Here is a 13,742-nt window from a genome sequence, read left to right on the forward strand (position 1 = left end):
GCGCAGCGGCACCTCGTCGCGCCGAGCTGCGCACCCACCCGCGCCCCAGCCCCAACGCCGAGCATCTACGCGGCAGGCGGCGCCTCATGAGGCCCGTGCTCGAACTCCGGCTCAGGATCCCGAGGCCCGAACAACGCCGTAAGCCCCAGATGCAACACCAGCGCGGCAAGCGGCCAGGCCAGCAACGCCCCCTTCGCCCCCAGCTTCAACGGCGCGGAGAACGTCACCCCCCGCCCCGCATCCCGCGCCCGCGCGATGACATCCTCCGCGGGCCCGAGCCACACCCCGAGCCGCCACGCCAGCAGCGACCCGAGCAGCCCGCCGACGGCCAGTCCCACCACCAGCGGCACACCCCCACGCCGCCGCAGCAGGAACACGACCAGCGCGCTGACGACCCCGAAGCCCAGCCCGAGCAACGTGAACACGCCGTCGACCCCGACGGCCTGCTCGCCCTCGGTGTCCTTGAGGTAGACGACCCAGTTGCCCTCCACCACGTCACCGACCAGCGGCACGTGCGGCGCGAGCCACCACCAGAGAACCCCGAGCAGCACCCCGCCCAGCGCCACGGCCAGCGAGATCACGGCGGCTTCCCGCACTTCGGTCTTCATTCCGGGGCCGTCCTGTCCGTACCAGCCGTGCCCGGCGCCCTCGGCGTACTCGGCGTGCTGAGACCCGGGAGCCTGGGGCCCGTTCGCCCCGGGGCCGGCGGCCGGCGGCTGCCACGCGTCCTGCGCGGAACGTTCATGCGGTGGCGGTGGCGGAGTCAGTGGTGCGGTCACCCTGCCATCGTGCCAGCCCCGCCTGTGCGCCGCGTCACCGGACGACCGCTCCGCGCTCAACGGACGGCCGCCCGGCGGTACGCCCAGGTCGCCACGGCCAGCGAGACGACGCCCACCACCCCGCACACGGCGAGGTCACCGAGCACGAAGGCCCAGTCGGGATGCGGCCCGAACGTCCGCGCGAAGGCCTCGACCCCGTAGGTCGACGGCAGCAGGTCCCGCGCGAAGCGCACGACCTCCGGCATCCGGTCCGCCGGCAGCACGCCCAGCAGCAGCGCCGCCGACATGCCCAGCTGTCCGAGCAGTGTGGCCAGCTCCGGCCGGGGCGCGAGCAGCCCCAGCGCCGCCCCCAGCCCGGCCAGCGCGGCGCCCGCGAGCGGGATCACGGCCATGAGGATCCACAGATGGGCCAGCGGCAGCCCGAACAGCGCGCAGCCGAACACCGCCGTCACGATGGTCCCCGGCACGGTGAACGAGGCGTACGCGCCCGCCGCGCCCAGCACCACCGCCGCCGGCGGCACCGGCAGGGTCGCGTAGTGGTCGAGTCCGCCACTGGCCCGCAGCTGCCCGAAGTACTGCGCGAGCAGGTTCAGCGCGACGAAGGCGACGACCAGGACCGAAGAACCGGCGACGACCGCCTGCGCCTCGGCCCCGTCGTCCACGACGCCGCGCATCAGGATCATGATCCCGATCGACTGGAAGGTCGCCACGAACAGCAGCGGGATCCGCGCGACCCGCGCCCGGGACAGCTGCGCCCGGTACACGGCCGCCAGCGAAGGCCACAGCCGCGCCCTGGGCCCGAGCTCGGCCGCGCTCGCGGCCGGCTCCTCCGCGGCCAGGGCACTGCCCGGCAGGACATCGGCGGGTACGACACTCACGTCGCGCTGCTCCCCTTCGCTCGGGTCCACTGCGGCAGTCGCCCTGTTCGGTACGTATGCGGCGGCCTGTGCGCTCAAGTCCCCCGCACTCAGGGCCCCGGTAGTCCTCACGCCTTCACCAGCCCCTGCTGCACGGCACCGCCCAGGGCGAGGTAGACGTCCTCCAGGCTCGGCGTGGCCAGCGTGAAGTCGTCCAGGGCGGCGAAGGCGGCCCCGCCGGTGACGGTGGCGACGACGGCCCGGGCCTCCTCGGGCCCGAGCCGGAGCGTCCAGCGGCGGCCCGACTCCACGACGCGGTCCCGCAGCGCGGCCACCTCGGGGACGTGCAGCGGCGCCGCGTCCCGCCACACCAGCTCCACCCGCACCTCACCGGCGACCTGTTCCTTGAGCCCGGCCGGGGTGTCGCAGGCGATCACCTTCCCCCGGTCGAGGACGGCCACCCGGTCCAGTACGGTCTCGGCCTCGATGACGTTGTGGGTGACGAGCAGCACGGTCGTCCCGCGTTCGGCGCGTCGCCGGTCGACGGCGGACCACACGGCCCGCCGCGCCACCGGGTCCATGCCGGAGGTCGGCTCGTCGAGCACGAGCAGCGACCGCTCCCCCACCAGTGCCGCGGCGAAGCACGCCAGACGCCGCTGGCCCCCGGAGAGCTTCTTCAGCGGCCGCCCGGCGAGCGGCGCGAGCCCCAGCTCGTCGAGTACGTCGTCCCGCTCGGCCCGCGCGGCCCGTACGTCCAGGCCGCGCAGCCGTCCGGTGGTCTCGGCGGCGAGTGACACGGTGAGCTCGTCGAGGGCCGTCGACTCCTGCCCGAGGTAGGCGAGGATGCGCGCGGCCCGTTCCGGGTGGCGCACGATGTCGTGCCCGAGGATCTCCACGCTGCCGCGGTCGGGCCGCATCAGCCCGGTGAGCTGCCGTACGAGGGTGGACTTGCCGGCGCCGTTGGGCCCGAGCAGGCCGAAGATCTCGCCGCGCCTGATGTCCAGCCGTACGTCGTCCGTGGCCCGGACCTCGGGTGTTCCGGGCGCGCCGCGCCGACCCCGGACCGCCGGATAGGTCTTGGTCAGCCCGCGGACCGCGCACACGACGTCACCATCGTGCCGAAATGCCTGTGCCGCGCGCTTACTCACAAGGGACGAGACTACGGGGTCGGGAACCCCGGCCCGTTCTCGGGTCGGTCCATTCCGGGAAATCCGCTCGCAAGGACTCAGTCACCGACGGGCGTGTGCTCCACGCCCGTGCGCACGCCGATCTCCCGCCAGAAACCGGCCCGGATGGCGTACCGGTCCCGTTCGTCGATCTGGTCGTCCTTGTGGGCGAGCAGGCCGAAGCGGGCGGCGTAGCGCAGCAGCTCCCCGTCGACCCGGTGCGGGATGCGCGGGTACATCCCCGACAGCTTCGGCAGATGGCTCTGGTCGCCGAGGCGCTCCACCCAGCGCCGGGCGAAGACCTGCCCCACCTCGTACGGGTCGCCGCCGACCGTGGTGATGTCCTCCTCGCGGTCGGCCCACCGCTGCTCGGCCGTGGTCAGCTGGGCGAGCGTCGGCATCGAGGCGGCTTCTGGAGGCTCGGCCGTGGGCCGGTCGACCCAGCCCTTGTCGGAGGACCAGCGGAGGGTGGCGGAGGCGGGGGGCTGGGCGGGCTGGGCTCCGGGGGCGCGCAGTGCGGCCAAGTCTTTGGGCGTGGGGACGCCTTTGGGGGCGGGGACCCGCTCCTCGGTGCCGTTCTGCCCGGGGCCGGCGACGGGGTGCGGGGGCGGCGGGGCGGGCCGCTCGGCCGTGGCGGCGAGCGAGGACTCGGGCAGCGGCGCGGAGAGGATCGCGGCGATCTCGGGCCGGGGCACGGGCTGCGGGGCGCACACGCCGGTGTACTCCTTGGCGCGGACCGCCTTGGTGATCCACGTCCGGTCCAGGACGCGCCGCTCGTCGGCCTCGGCGACCAGGTCCTCGGACTGGTTGTAGTCGCCGTCGGCGGCTTGGACGGCCCACAGGTGGACGGCGACGCCGTGCTCCTTGGCGGCCATCATGCCGGGCAGCAGGTCGCCGTCGCCGGTGACGAGGACGACGTCGGAGCAGGCGCGGTTGCGGGCCAGCTCGGTGAGCTCGGCGTGCATCGCGGCGTCCACGCCCTTCTGCGCCCAGCGGCCGTCGCTGCGGGTCAGCGCGCCCAGCCGGACGGTGACCCGGGGCATCACGCGCAGCCGGCGGTGCTCGGGCTGCGGGACGCGGTCGGGGGCGCCGTCGAACCAGTAGATGCGCAGCAGGGGCTGCTGCGTATCGGACTCGGCGCGTTCGCGCAGCCCCTGGATGAGGGCCGTGTGGTCGACGGTGATGCGGGATCGTGAGGGTTCCCCGGCGAGGAGACTCGCCGCCGCTCCCAGCAGATACCCGGCGTCCACCAGGACGATGCAGCGGTCCACACGACTCACCCTCTTCCCAGGAGGTTTGCGTTCGGGCTTGCTTCGAGTCTGCCCGACGGCGCGGAGGTTAACGGCCGGAACTCGATCTTCGGCGTGGCGTTTCCGGGGCTCCCGCTCCGACCAGCCCTGTCACGCACGGTAATTGTCCGACATGCGATCGTTGTCGGCCTGTGTGAATCTGGTCCCGGCCCTGGCCCCTAGATCCCCCACAGGAGGCATCACCATGGCCAAGAACAAGAACCGTGAACGCAAGCAGCGTCCCACCGAGCGTGGCCAGCGGGCGGACCGCAGCCCCGCGGCGCAGACGGAGCACCAGCCCGAAGTCGAGGTCGCCGCCCCGGGCGACATGGCGACCCGGAAGCGGAAGCGCAGCTTCGGTCACAACTGACATCTGCGTGACGGGTCGTTGAGACCCACTCACTTGCGCATATGCGTGAGGGGCGTACCCGGTAGCGGGTACGCCCCTCACGCGCGTCGAGAGCCTTTCGCCGGCCCGCTCCCCGGGCCCTGCCTCAGCCGGCCAGGCAGGAGGGCCCGAGCAGCACCTTCAGGTCACCGAAGAGCGCCGGGTCCGGCTTCACCCGGTGCCGGTCCAGACGCAGCACGGTGGTCTTGGTCGGCCCCTGGAGCTTGATCCGGACCTCGCTGTCGCCCTTGTGGTGGCTGAGCACCTCGCCGAGACGGCTGACCAGCGGCGGGGTGACCCGGGTGGCCGGGATGGTGAGGATCACGGGCGCGTTGGTGCCCGCGTTGGACAGGTCCGGCACCATCAGCTCCATGGCGACGAGCCGCGGGATGTCCTCGCGCTTGTCGAGACGTCCCTTGACGAACACCACGGCGTCCTCGACGAGTTGCGTCGAGACGAGCTGGTAGGTCGCGGGGAAGAACATGCACTCGATCGAACCGGCGAGGTCCTCGACGGTGGCGATGGCCCAGGCGTTGCCCTGCTTGGTCATCTTGCGCTGGAGGCCGGAGATGATGCCGCCGATGGTCACCACCGAGCCGTCGGAATAGTCACCTCCGGTCAGCTGGGAGATGCCCGCGTCCGCCTTGTCGGACAGGATGTGCTCCAGACCGAACAGCGGGTGGTCGGAGACGTACAGACCGAGCATCTCCCGCTCCTGGGCGAGCAGATAGGTCTTGTCCCACTCGTCGGGGGAGAACTCCACGTCGAGACCGAAGCCCGGCTCGCTGGTCTCGGCCTCGCCCATGCCGCCGAAGAGGTCGAACTGGCCCTCGGCCTCCTTGCGCTTGACCGCGACCACGTTGTCGATCATCGGCTCGTAGTGCGCGGTCAGACCCTTGCGGGTGTGGCCCATGGCGTCGAAGGCACCGGCCTTGATCAGCGATTCGGTGGTGCGCTTGTTGCAGACCACCGCCTCCACCTTGTCGAGGTAGTCCGGGAAGGAGACGTACTTTCCCTTGGCCTTGCGGCACCTGATGATCGACTCGACGACGTTCGTGCCGACGTTGCGGACGGCGGAGAGGCCGAAGAGGATCACGTCGTCGCCCTGGGCCGCGAAGTTGGACATCGACTCGTTGACGTCCGGCGGGAGGACCTTGATGCCCATGCGGCGGCACTCGTTGAGGTAGACGGCCGACTTGTCCTTGTCGTCCTTCACCGAGGTGAGCAGGGCGGCCATGTACTCGGCGGGGTGGTTCGCCTTGAGATACGCGGTCCAGTACGAGACCAGGCCGTACGCGGCGGAGTGCGCCTTGTTGAACGCGTAGCCGGCGAAGGGGACCAGCACGTCCCACAGGGCCTGGATGGCCTCGTCGCTGAAGCCCTTCTTGCGGGCGCCCTCCTGGAAGAGGACGAAGTTCTTCGCCAGCTCCTCGGGCTTCTTCTTGCCCATGACGCGACGGAGGATGTCGGCCTCGCCGAGCGAGTAGCCGGCGATGATCTGGGCGGCCTTCTGCACCTGCTCCTGGTAGACGATCAGGCCGTGGGTGACGTCCAGGACCTCCTTGAGCGGCTCCTCCAGCTCGGGGTGGATCGGCGTGATCTCCTGCTGGCCGTTCTTTCGAAGGGCGTAGTTCGTGTGGGAGTTCATGCCCATCGGGCCCGGGCGGTACAGGGCCGACACGGCGGAGATGTCTTCGAAGTTGTCCGGCTTCATCAGCCGGAGCAGGGAGCGCATCGGGCCGCCGTCGAACTGGAAGACGCCGAGGGTGTCGCCGCGCTGGAGCAGGTCGAAGGTCGTGGGGTCGTCGAGCGGGAGGCTCAGGAGGTCGATGTCGACCCCCTTGTTGGACTTCACCATCTTGACGGCGTCGTCCATGATCGTCAGGTTGCGCAGGCCGAGGAAGTCCATCTTCAGCAGGCCGAGCGACTCACAGCTCGGGTAGTCCCACTGGGTGATGGTGACCTTGTCCGTGTGCCTGACCCAGACGGGGACGTGGTCGGTGATCGTCTCGCTGGACATGATCACGCCGGCGGCGTGCACACCCATCTGGCGGACCAGGCCCTCGACGCCCTTGGCGGTGTCGATGACCTTCTTCACGTCCGGCTCGTTCTCGTACATCCCCCGGATCTCGCCCGCCTCCGAGTAACGGGGGTGCTCGGGATTGGTGATGCCGTCGAGGTTGATGCCCTTGCCGAGGACGTCGGCGGGCATGGCCTTGGTGAGGCGGTCGCCCATCGCGTACGGGTAGCCCAGCACGCGCGCGGAGTCCTTGATCGCGTTCTTGGCCTTGATGGTGCCGTAGGTGCCGATCATGGCGACCTTGTCGGCGCCGTACTTCTCCGTCACGTACCGGATCACCTCGACGCGCCGGCGCTCGTCGAAGTCGATGTCGACATCGGGCATGGAGATGCGCTCGGGGTTGAGGAACCGCTCGAAGATCAGGCCGTGCGGGATGGGGTCGAGGTCGGTGATGCCGAGGGCGTAGGCGACGATCGAGCCGGCCGCGGAGCCTCGGCCGGGGCCGACCGCGATGCCCTGCTTCTTGGCCCACATGATGAAGTCGGCGACCACGAGGAAGTAGCCCGGGAAGCCCATTGAGATGATGGTGTCCATCTCGTACTCGACCTGCTTCATGCGGTCGTCCGGGATGCCGTCCGGGAAGCGGCGGTGCATGCCGCGCAGGGTCTCCTCGCGGAACCAGCTGACCTCCGTGTACCCCTCCGGGATGTCGAACTTGGGCATGAGGTCGCGCTTCTCGAACATGCCCGTGGTGTCGACCATCTCGGCGACCAGCCGGGTGTTGGCGCAGCCCTCCTGCCAGGCGTCCGAGGAGTCGATGGCGTACATCTCGTCGGTGGACTTCAGGTAGTAGCCGGTGCCGTCGAACCTGAAGCGGTCGGGGTCGGAGAGGTTCTTGCCGGTCTGGATGCACAGCAGGGCGTCGTGGGCGCCCGCCTCGTGCGAGTAGGTGTAGTGCGAGTCGTTGGTGACCAGCGGGGGGATGCCGAGCTTCTTGCTGATCTCCAGCAGGCCGTCGCGGACCCGGCGCTCGATCTCGATGCCGTGGTCCATCAGCTCCAGGAAGTAGCGGTCCTTGCCGAAGATGTCCTGGTAGTCGGCGGCGGCCTTGAGGGCCTCGTCGAAATGGCCGAGGCGCAGCCGGGTCTGGACCTCGCCGGAGGGGCAGCCGGTGGAGGCGACGATCCCCTCGGACCACTGGGAGATGGTCTCCTTGTCCATCCGGGGCCACTTCTGGAGCCAGCCCTCCGCGTACGCGTCGGAGGACAGGCGGAAGAGGTTGTGCAGGCCGGTGCTGTTGACCGCCCACATCGTCTTGTGGGTGTAGCCACCGGAACCGGAGACGTCGTCCCGCTTCTGGTGCGGCTGGCCCCACTGGATCTTGCGCTTGTTGCGGCGGGACTCGGGCGCGACGTACGCCTCGATGCCGATGATCGGCGTGACCCCGGCCTTCTGCGCGGAGTGGAAGAAGTCGTACGCCCCGTGGAGGTTGCCGTGGTCGGACATGGCGATGTGCGACATGCCCATCTCGTTGCACGCGTTGAACATGTCCTTCAGCCGCGCGGCACCGTCCAGCAGCGAGTACTGGGTGTGGACGTGCAGGTGCGTGAACGGCGGCTTTGACACGGCTTCGGCCTCCAGGGAGAAGAGCGGTCGAATGGGGCCCGACAGGCTGCGCACAGTCTGGGGGGACAGCGTCGAAGTCTATGCCTCGGCACTGACACTCCGAGGGCTGACCCGCGTACCTTCATGCGAGGGTCCGGGGCACTCCCGCGGCCCGCCGCACGTTAGTCAAGGGGCGGACCTGCCGCCCTGAAACATCTGCACCAGGAGGCACCCAGCGATGTCGTTCCCGCAGCTCGACGACGAGCACCGCGGTGAGGAGATCCTCGCCGTCTTCGACACCGCCTTCGGCCAGCTGCTGGCCGCCGACCCGGCCGCGTTCCGCGTGAAGTTCCGGAAGATGGCGGCATCCGCCTTCGCCTTCTACCGGGGCACGGCGTGCCTCTTCTACCAAGACCTCGACGCAGAGAAGCGGGGCGGGCCGTACCTGGACGAGCGCACCTCGCGCGTGTGGATCCACGGCGACCTGCACGCGGAGAACTTCGGCACGTACATGGACGCCAACGGCCGGCTGATCTTCAACGTCAACGACTTCGACGAGGCCTACGTCGGCCCCTTCACCTGGGACCTGAAGCGCTTCGCCGCCTCCATCGCGCTGATCGGGTACGCGAAGGCACTCAGCGACGAGCAGATCTCCGAGCTGGTGACGATCTACGCGGTGGCCTACCGCGAGCGGATCCACGCCCTGGCCACGGGTGCGAAGAGCGACGAGGTGCCGCCGTTCACGCTGGACACCGCGCAGGGCCCGCTGCTGGACGCGCTGCGTGACGCCCGCTCGCTGACCCGGTTCGGCCTGCTGGAGTCGATGACGGAGATCCGCGACTTCGAGCGCCGCTTCGCGCCGGGCGGCGGCTCCGTCGAGCTGGACGCGGCCACGCGCTACAAGGTCCTCGCCGCCTTCGACGGCTACCTGGAGACGCTGCCGGACAGCTCCCTGGCCCGCCCGGACTCCTACCGTGTGAAGGACGTCGTCGGCCGGCGGGGCATCGGCATCGGCTCGGCGGGGCTGCCGTCGTACAACATCCTCCTGGAGGGCCACAGCGACGCCCTGGAGAACGATGTCGTGATCTACATCAAGCAGGCCCAGACCCCGGCGGTCTCCCGGCACATCACGGACCAGGCGATCAGCGACTACTTCCAGCACGAGGGGCACCGCACGGTCATCTCCCAGCGTGCCCTCCAGGCCCACGCCGACCCGTGGCTGGGCTGGACGGAGCTGGACGGCTCGGGCCAGCTGGTCGCCGAGGTGTCGCCGTACGCCGTGGACCTCGACTGGGGCGACATCGACGACCCGGAGGAGATCGCCCAGGTGGTGGCCGACCTCGGCCGGGCGACGGCCACGATGCACTCGGCGGCGGACGACCAGTCCGGTGAGTCCCTGGTGCCGTTCTCCACGGAGCGGGCCATCGACGCGGCGATCGCGGCCGACGAGGACGGCTTCCCGCCGCTGCTGGTCGACTTCGCGCACAGCTACGGCGCACGCGCGCGGGCCGACCACCAGACCTTCGTGGACCTGTTCCGCAACGGCCGGATCCCGGGCCTGTAGCCGGGGCTTTTGCCATCCGCTCTCCCACAGGCATCCTTTAGGGGTCCCTTACCGGCCCCCATGACAGACTCTCCTTTCGCTATGGACATATCCGGGATCCAGCTCAGAGCCGTACGCGCGGCGCTGTTCACGGCAGTGGTCGTGACGCTCAGCACCGCGTCGCACGTGCTGCTGTCCCAGGTCCCGCTCCCGATGGGCACGGTGGCCGCGGTCGCCGCCGCCGTGTTCGTGATCGCGTACGCCCTGGCGGGCCGCGAGCGCTCCTTCGGGAGGATCGCGGCCCTGCTGATCCCGCTGGAACTGGCCGCCGACACGGTGTTCACCACCGGTCAGCACGCCTGCTACGGCCGGGCGGGCGGCCCGGTCGCCGGTCCGTTGCGTTCGGTCGGCCTGGACGTGCTGTGCGGGGGCGGCGAGGTCGGCACCCCGCTGGCCCGGATGGCCGGGGCCACCGGCACCGACCGGCTCGCGGCCGCGGTCGCGCAGGCCGACCCGGCCACCCCTTGGCTGCTGCTCGGCGCGCACATCGGCGTGGGCCTGGTCGCCGCCGTCTGGCTGCGCCGCGGCGAGCGGGCCCTGGCCCAGCTGCTGCGGGCCGTGGCGGCGGCGGTCTCCACCAGGGTCCTGCCGCTGCTGCTGGCGGTCGCCGCGGTCGCGGTGGAGCGGGCTCCGGCTGGGCGGTGCCTGCCGGCGCGCGCCGCCGACCGCACGCCCACCGCCCGCGACCGGATCCTCACGTACTCCCTGGGGCGGCGTGGACCGCCGTGCTCGCCCGCCTTCGTCTGAGGCACTCCCGCACTTTCGAGCTTTCGAGCTTCTCGAGCACAGGCAGTCCCCCAACGCATTCCGCACACCCACGTGTGCGCGTCCCCTTACGGAGAACATCACCATGAGCAAGCGGAACAGCCAGGCGGCGAAGACGGCGGCCCGCGAGCGGCTGCGCGCCGAGCGTGAGCGCGAGGCCAAGCGCGCGAAGGTCAAGCGGCAGATCGTCGTCGCCTGCTCCATCGTCGGCGTCCTGGCGATAGCCGGCGGCATCAGCTACGCGGTCGTCCAGGCCAACAAGCCCAGCTACTGGGAGGGCCAGAAGGACGCCAAGGTCGTCACCCCCGCCAACACCACTGGCGCCAAGGGCACCACGGTCGTCATCGGCAAGGACTCGGCCAAGAAGACCCTGAAGGTCTACGAGGACCCGCGCTGCCCCGTGTGCGCCCAGTTCGAGCAGACCGTTGGTCCGACCGTGAAGAAGGACATCGACGACGGCAAGTACAAGATGCAGTTCATCGGCGCCACGTTCATCGACAACAAGGACAACGGCGAGGGCTCCAAGAACGCGCTGAGCGCCCTGGGCGCCGCGCTGAACGTGAGCGACGCCGCGTTCCTCGACTACAAGGCGGCGCTGTATTCGGCGAAGTACCACCCGGAGGAGACGACCGACAAGTTCAAGGACGACAGCTACCTCATCAAGGTCGCGAACACCGTCCCCGAGCTGAAGGACAACAAGAAGTTCCAGGCCGCGGTCGAGAAGGGCACCTACGACGCCTGGGCGATGGCCATGTCGAAGACCTTCGACGACAACAAGGACGGTGTGACGGGCACCCCGGGCTTCGTCATGGACGGCAAGCAGCTCACCGCCGACAGCCAGGGCACGCCGCTGATGACCGTGGCGGACTTCAACAGGGTGGTCGGCGAGGCCCTCAAGAAGTGACGGCGGGTCCGGTACGGGCCACCATGTGAAGAGCGGGCGAACTTCCGGAGTTCGCCCGCTCTGGTGCGTACCGATCAGTAACCTGATCGTCCGTGACCAGTCGATACAGATCATCGAAGCCGTCAGAGGACCTCAACTCCCTCACCCCGCGCCGCCGTACGGTCGTCAAGGCCGCGGCGGCGACCGCTGTCCTGGCCGGACCGCTGGCAGCGACCCTGCCCGCGCGCGCCGTCGACCAGGCTCCCGCCTTCCTGCACGGCGTCGCCTCCGGTGACCCCCTGCCCGACGGCGTCCTGCTGTGGACCCGCGTGACCCCCGTCCCGGAGGCGATACCCGGCTCCGGTCTTGGCCCCGACACCGAGGTGAGCTGGGTCGTCGCCGAGGACCGGGCGTTCACCACGATCGTCGCCAAGGGCTCCACCACCGCGCGGGCCGCCTCCGACCACACGGTGAAGGCCGACATCCGCGGCCTCAGGCCGGCCACCGACTACTGGTTCCGCTTCTCCTGTGCCGGCACCGACTCCCCCGCCGCACGCACCCGCACCGCCCCGGCGGCCGACGCGGCCGTCACGAACCTCCGCTTCGGCGTGGTCTCCTGCGCCAACTGGGAAGCCGGCTGGTTCTCCTCATACCGCCATCTCGCGGCCCGCGGCGACCTGGACGCCTGGCTGCACCTCGGCGACTACATCTACGAGTACGGCACCGGCGAGTACGGCACGCGCGGCACGGTCGTACGCCCGCACGCCCCGGCCCACGAGATCGTCACGCTCGCCGACTACCGGATCCGGCACGCGCGGTACAAGACCGACCCGGACCTCCAGGCCCTGCACGCCACCGCCCCGGTCGTCGCCATCTGGGACGACCACGAGTTCGCCAACGACGCCTGGTCGGGCGGCGCCGAGAACCACACGGAGGGCGCGGAGGGTGCCTGGTCCGCCCGCCAGGCCGCCGCCAAGCAGGCCTACTTCGAGTGGATGCCGGTGCGTCCGGCGATCGCGGGCACCACCTACCGCCGGCTGCGCTTCGGCAAGCTGGTCGACCTCTCGTTGCTGGACCTGCGGTCCTTCCGCTCGCAGCAGGTCAAGGTGGGCAACGGCGAGGTCGACGACCCGGACCGCACGCTCACCGGCCGGGCCCAGCTCGACTGGCTCAAGGCGGGGCTGAAGGCGTCCGACACCACCTGGCGGCTGGTCGGCAACTCGGTGATGATCTCGCCGTTCGCCATCGGCTCGCTCTCCGCCGACCTGCTGAAGCCCCTCGCCAAGCTGCTCGGTCTGCCGCAGGAGGGCCTGGCCCTCAACACCGACCAGTGGGACGGCTACACCGACGACCGCCGCGAGATCCTCGCCCATCTGCGCGCCAACGCGATCCGCAACACCGTCTTCCTCACCGGCGACATCCACATGGCGTGGGCCAACGACGTGCCGGTGGACGCCGGCACGTACCCGCTGTCCCCGTCCGCCGCCACGGAGTTCGTCGTCACCTCGGTCACCTCGGACAACCTCGACGACATCGTCAAGGTCCCGGAGGGCACGGTCTCCGCGGTCGCCTCACCCGTCATCCGCGCCGCCAACCGGCACGTCCACTTCGTCGACACCGACCGCCACGGCTACGGCGTCCTGGACATCACGGCCGAACGCGCGCAGATGGACTACTACGTCCTCTCCGACCGCGCGAACCGCGACGCGACCGCCAAATGGACCCGCTCCTACCGCACCCGAAACGGCACACAGAAGCTCGAGCGGGTCTACGACCCGGTCTGAAGCGAGTCCAGGAAGCCGAGCGCCACCCGCCAGGTGGCCTCGGCGGCCTCCTCGTCGTAGTCCGGCAGGTCGGGGTCGGTGTAGAGGTGGCCGGCCCCGGCATACCGGTACACCTCGACGTCCGCGCCGGTCCGGCCCAGCTGCAGATACCAGGCGCTGAGCCAGTCGTCCGTCTCGAAGGGATCCGGCTCCGCCACGTGCAGCTGGACCGGCAGGTCGTCCGCCGTGACATCCGGCGCGATGTCCGACGTGCCGTGCAGGAGCAGCAGCCCGCGCGCCTTGTCGTCCCCGAGGGCGAGGGTCTGGGCGATCGAGGCGCCGAGCGAGAATCCCGCGTACACCAGCCCGCGCTCGGAGTAGGGCGCGGCCGCCAGCACGGCCCGCCTCAGCAGCTCGTCCTTGCCGATCTTCTCCTGGTGCTCCATGCCCTCCTCGACGGTCTCGAAGGTGCGCCCCTCGAAGAGGTCGGGCGTCCACACCTCGTGTCCGGCCGTGCGCAGCCGGTCAGCGGCCTGGCGCACCGCGGGCCGCAGCCCCTGGGTCGAGTGAAAGAGCATGATGTTCATGAGGCCATGGTGCCAGCCAGGTGTGACAACCCGAGTT

10 protein-coding genes and 1 pseudogene are annotated in these 13,742 nt (G+C 70.4%); 5 read left to right on the forward strand and 6 right to left on the reverse strand.

Annotation, left to right across the window (positions count from 1 at the left end; all coding sequences use genetic code 11):
• Window positions 1-65: 65 nt before the first annotated feature.
• The 4 genes from AC07DF_RS21850 to AC07DF_RS21865 all read right to left on the reverse strand — a co-directional run bounded on the left by AC07DF_RS21850 (window position 66) and on the right by AC07DF_RS21865 (window position 4,073).
• The gene (locus tag AC07DF_RS21850) at window positions 66-779 is read right to left on the reverse strand and encodes an AAA family ATPase (protein WP_478973685.1); all 714 of its coding nucleotides are present in this window, start codon (window positions 777-779) and stop codon (window positions 66-68) included.
• A gap of 56 nt (window positions 780-835) precedes the next feature.
• A complete protein-coding gene (locus tag AC07DF_RS21855) occupies window positions 836-1,657 on the reverse strand; it encodes an ABC transporter permease (RefSeq protein ID WP_478973688.1) in 822 nt (273 codons plus the stop codon).
• Between the two features lie 107 nt (window positions 1,658-1,764).
• Window positions 1,765-2,739, reverse strand: coding sequence for an ABC transporter ATP-binding protein (locus AC07DF_RS21860; RefSeq protein WP_382499059.1), 975 nt, complete (start codon window positions 2,737-2,739; stop codon window positions 1,765-1,767).
• 122 nt (window positions 2,740-2,861) lie between these two features.
• A complete protein-coding gene (locus tag AC07DF_RS21865) occupies window positions 2,862-4,073 on the reverse strand; it encodes an NYN domain-containing protein (RefSeq protein WP_478973692.1) in 1,212 nt (403 codons plus the stop codon).
• A gap of 223 nt (window positions 4,074-4,296) precedes the next feature.
• Between AC07DF_RS21865 and AC07DF_RS21870 the strand changes: the two genes are divergently transcribed.
• Window positions 4,297-4,461, forward strand: a complete 165-nt coding sequence (locus AC07DF_RS21870; RefSeq protein ID WP_478973695.1) for a hypothetical protein — start codon at window positions 4,297-4,299, stop codon at window positions 4,459-4,461.
• Between the two features lie 124 nt (window positions 4,462-4,585).
• Here the strand turns inward: AC07DF_RS21870 and dnaE are convergent, their stop codons facing one another.
• Window positions 4,586-8,125, reverse strand: coding sequence for a DNA polymerase III subunit alpha (gene dnaE / locus AC07DF_RS21875; protein WP_478973698.1), 3,540 nt, complete (start codon window positions 8,123-8,125; stop codon window positions 4,586-4,588).
• Window positions 8,126-8,342: 217 nt separating this feature from the next.
• Between dnaE and AC07DF_RS21880 the strand changes: the two genes are divergently transcribed.
• The 4 genes from AC07DF_RS21880 to AC07DF_RS21895 all read left to right on the forward strand — a co-directional run bounded on the left by AC07DF_RS21880 (window position 8,343) and on the right by AC07DF_RS21895 (window position 13,139).
• Window positions 8,343-9,668 carry a DUF2252 domain-containing protein gene (locus AC07DF_RS21880; protein ID WP_478973701.1) on the forward strand — a complete coding sequence of 442 codons (1,326 nt, stop codon included), beginning with the start codon at window positions 8,343-8,345 and terminating at the stop codon, window positions 9,666-9,668.
• Between the two features lie 81 nt (window positions 9,669-9,749).
• Window positions 9,750-10,454, forward strand: coding sequence for a hypothetical protein (locus AC07DF_RS21885; RefSeq protein ID WP_478973704.1), 705 nt, complete (start codon window positions 9,750-9,752; stop codon window positions 10,452-10,454).
• Window positions 10,455-10,557: 103 nt separating this feature from the next.
• Window positions 10,558-11,376, forward strand: a complete 819-nt coding sequence (locus tag AC07DF_RS21890; RefSeq protein ID WP_478973707.1) for a DsbA family protein — start codon at window positions 10,558-10,560, stop codon at window positions 11,374-11,376.
• A 92-nt stretch (window positions 11,377-11,468) separates the two neighbouring features.
• Window positions 11,469-13,139, forward strand: coding sequence for an alkaline phosphatase D family protein (locus AC07DF_RS21895; protein WP_478973710.1), 1,671 nt, complete (start codon window positions 11,469-11,471; stop codon window positions 13,137-13,139).
• Here the strand turns inward: AC07DF_RS21895 and AC07DF_RS21900 are convergent.
• Window positions 13,124-13,726, reverse strand: a pseudogene (locus AC07DF_RS21900) (dienelactone hydrolase family protein); the annotation flags it as partial. The gene AC07DF_RS21895 and the pseudogene AC07DF_RS21900 overlap by 16 nt on opposite strands.
• Window positions 13,727-13,742: the final 16 nt, after the last annotated feature.

This window comes from Streptomyces sp. NPDC044719 (assembly GCF_056433405.1).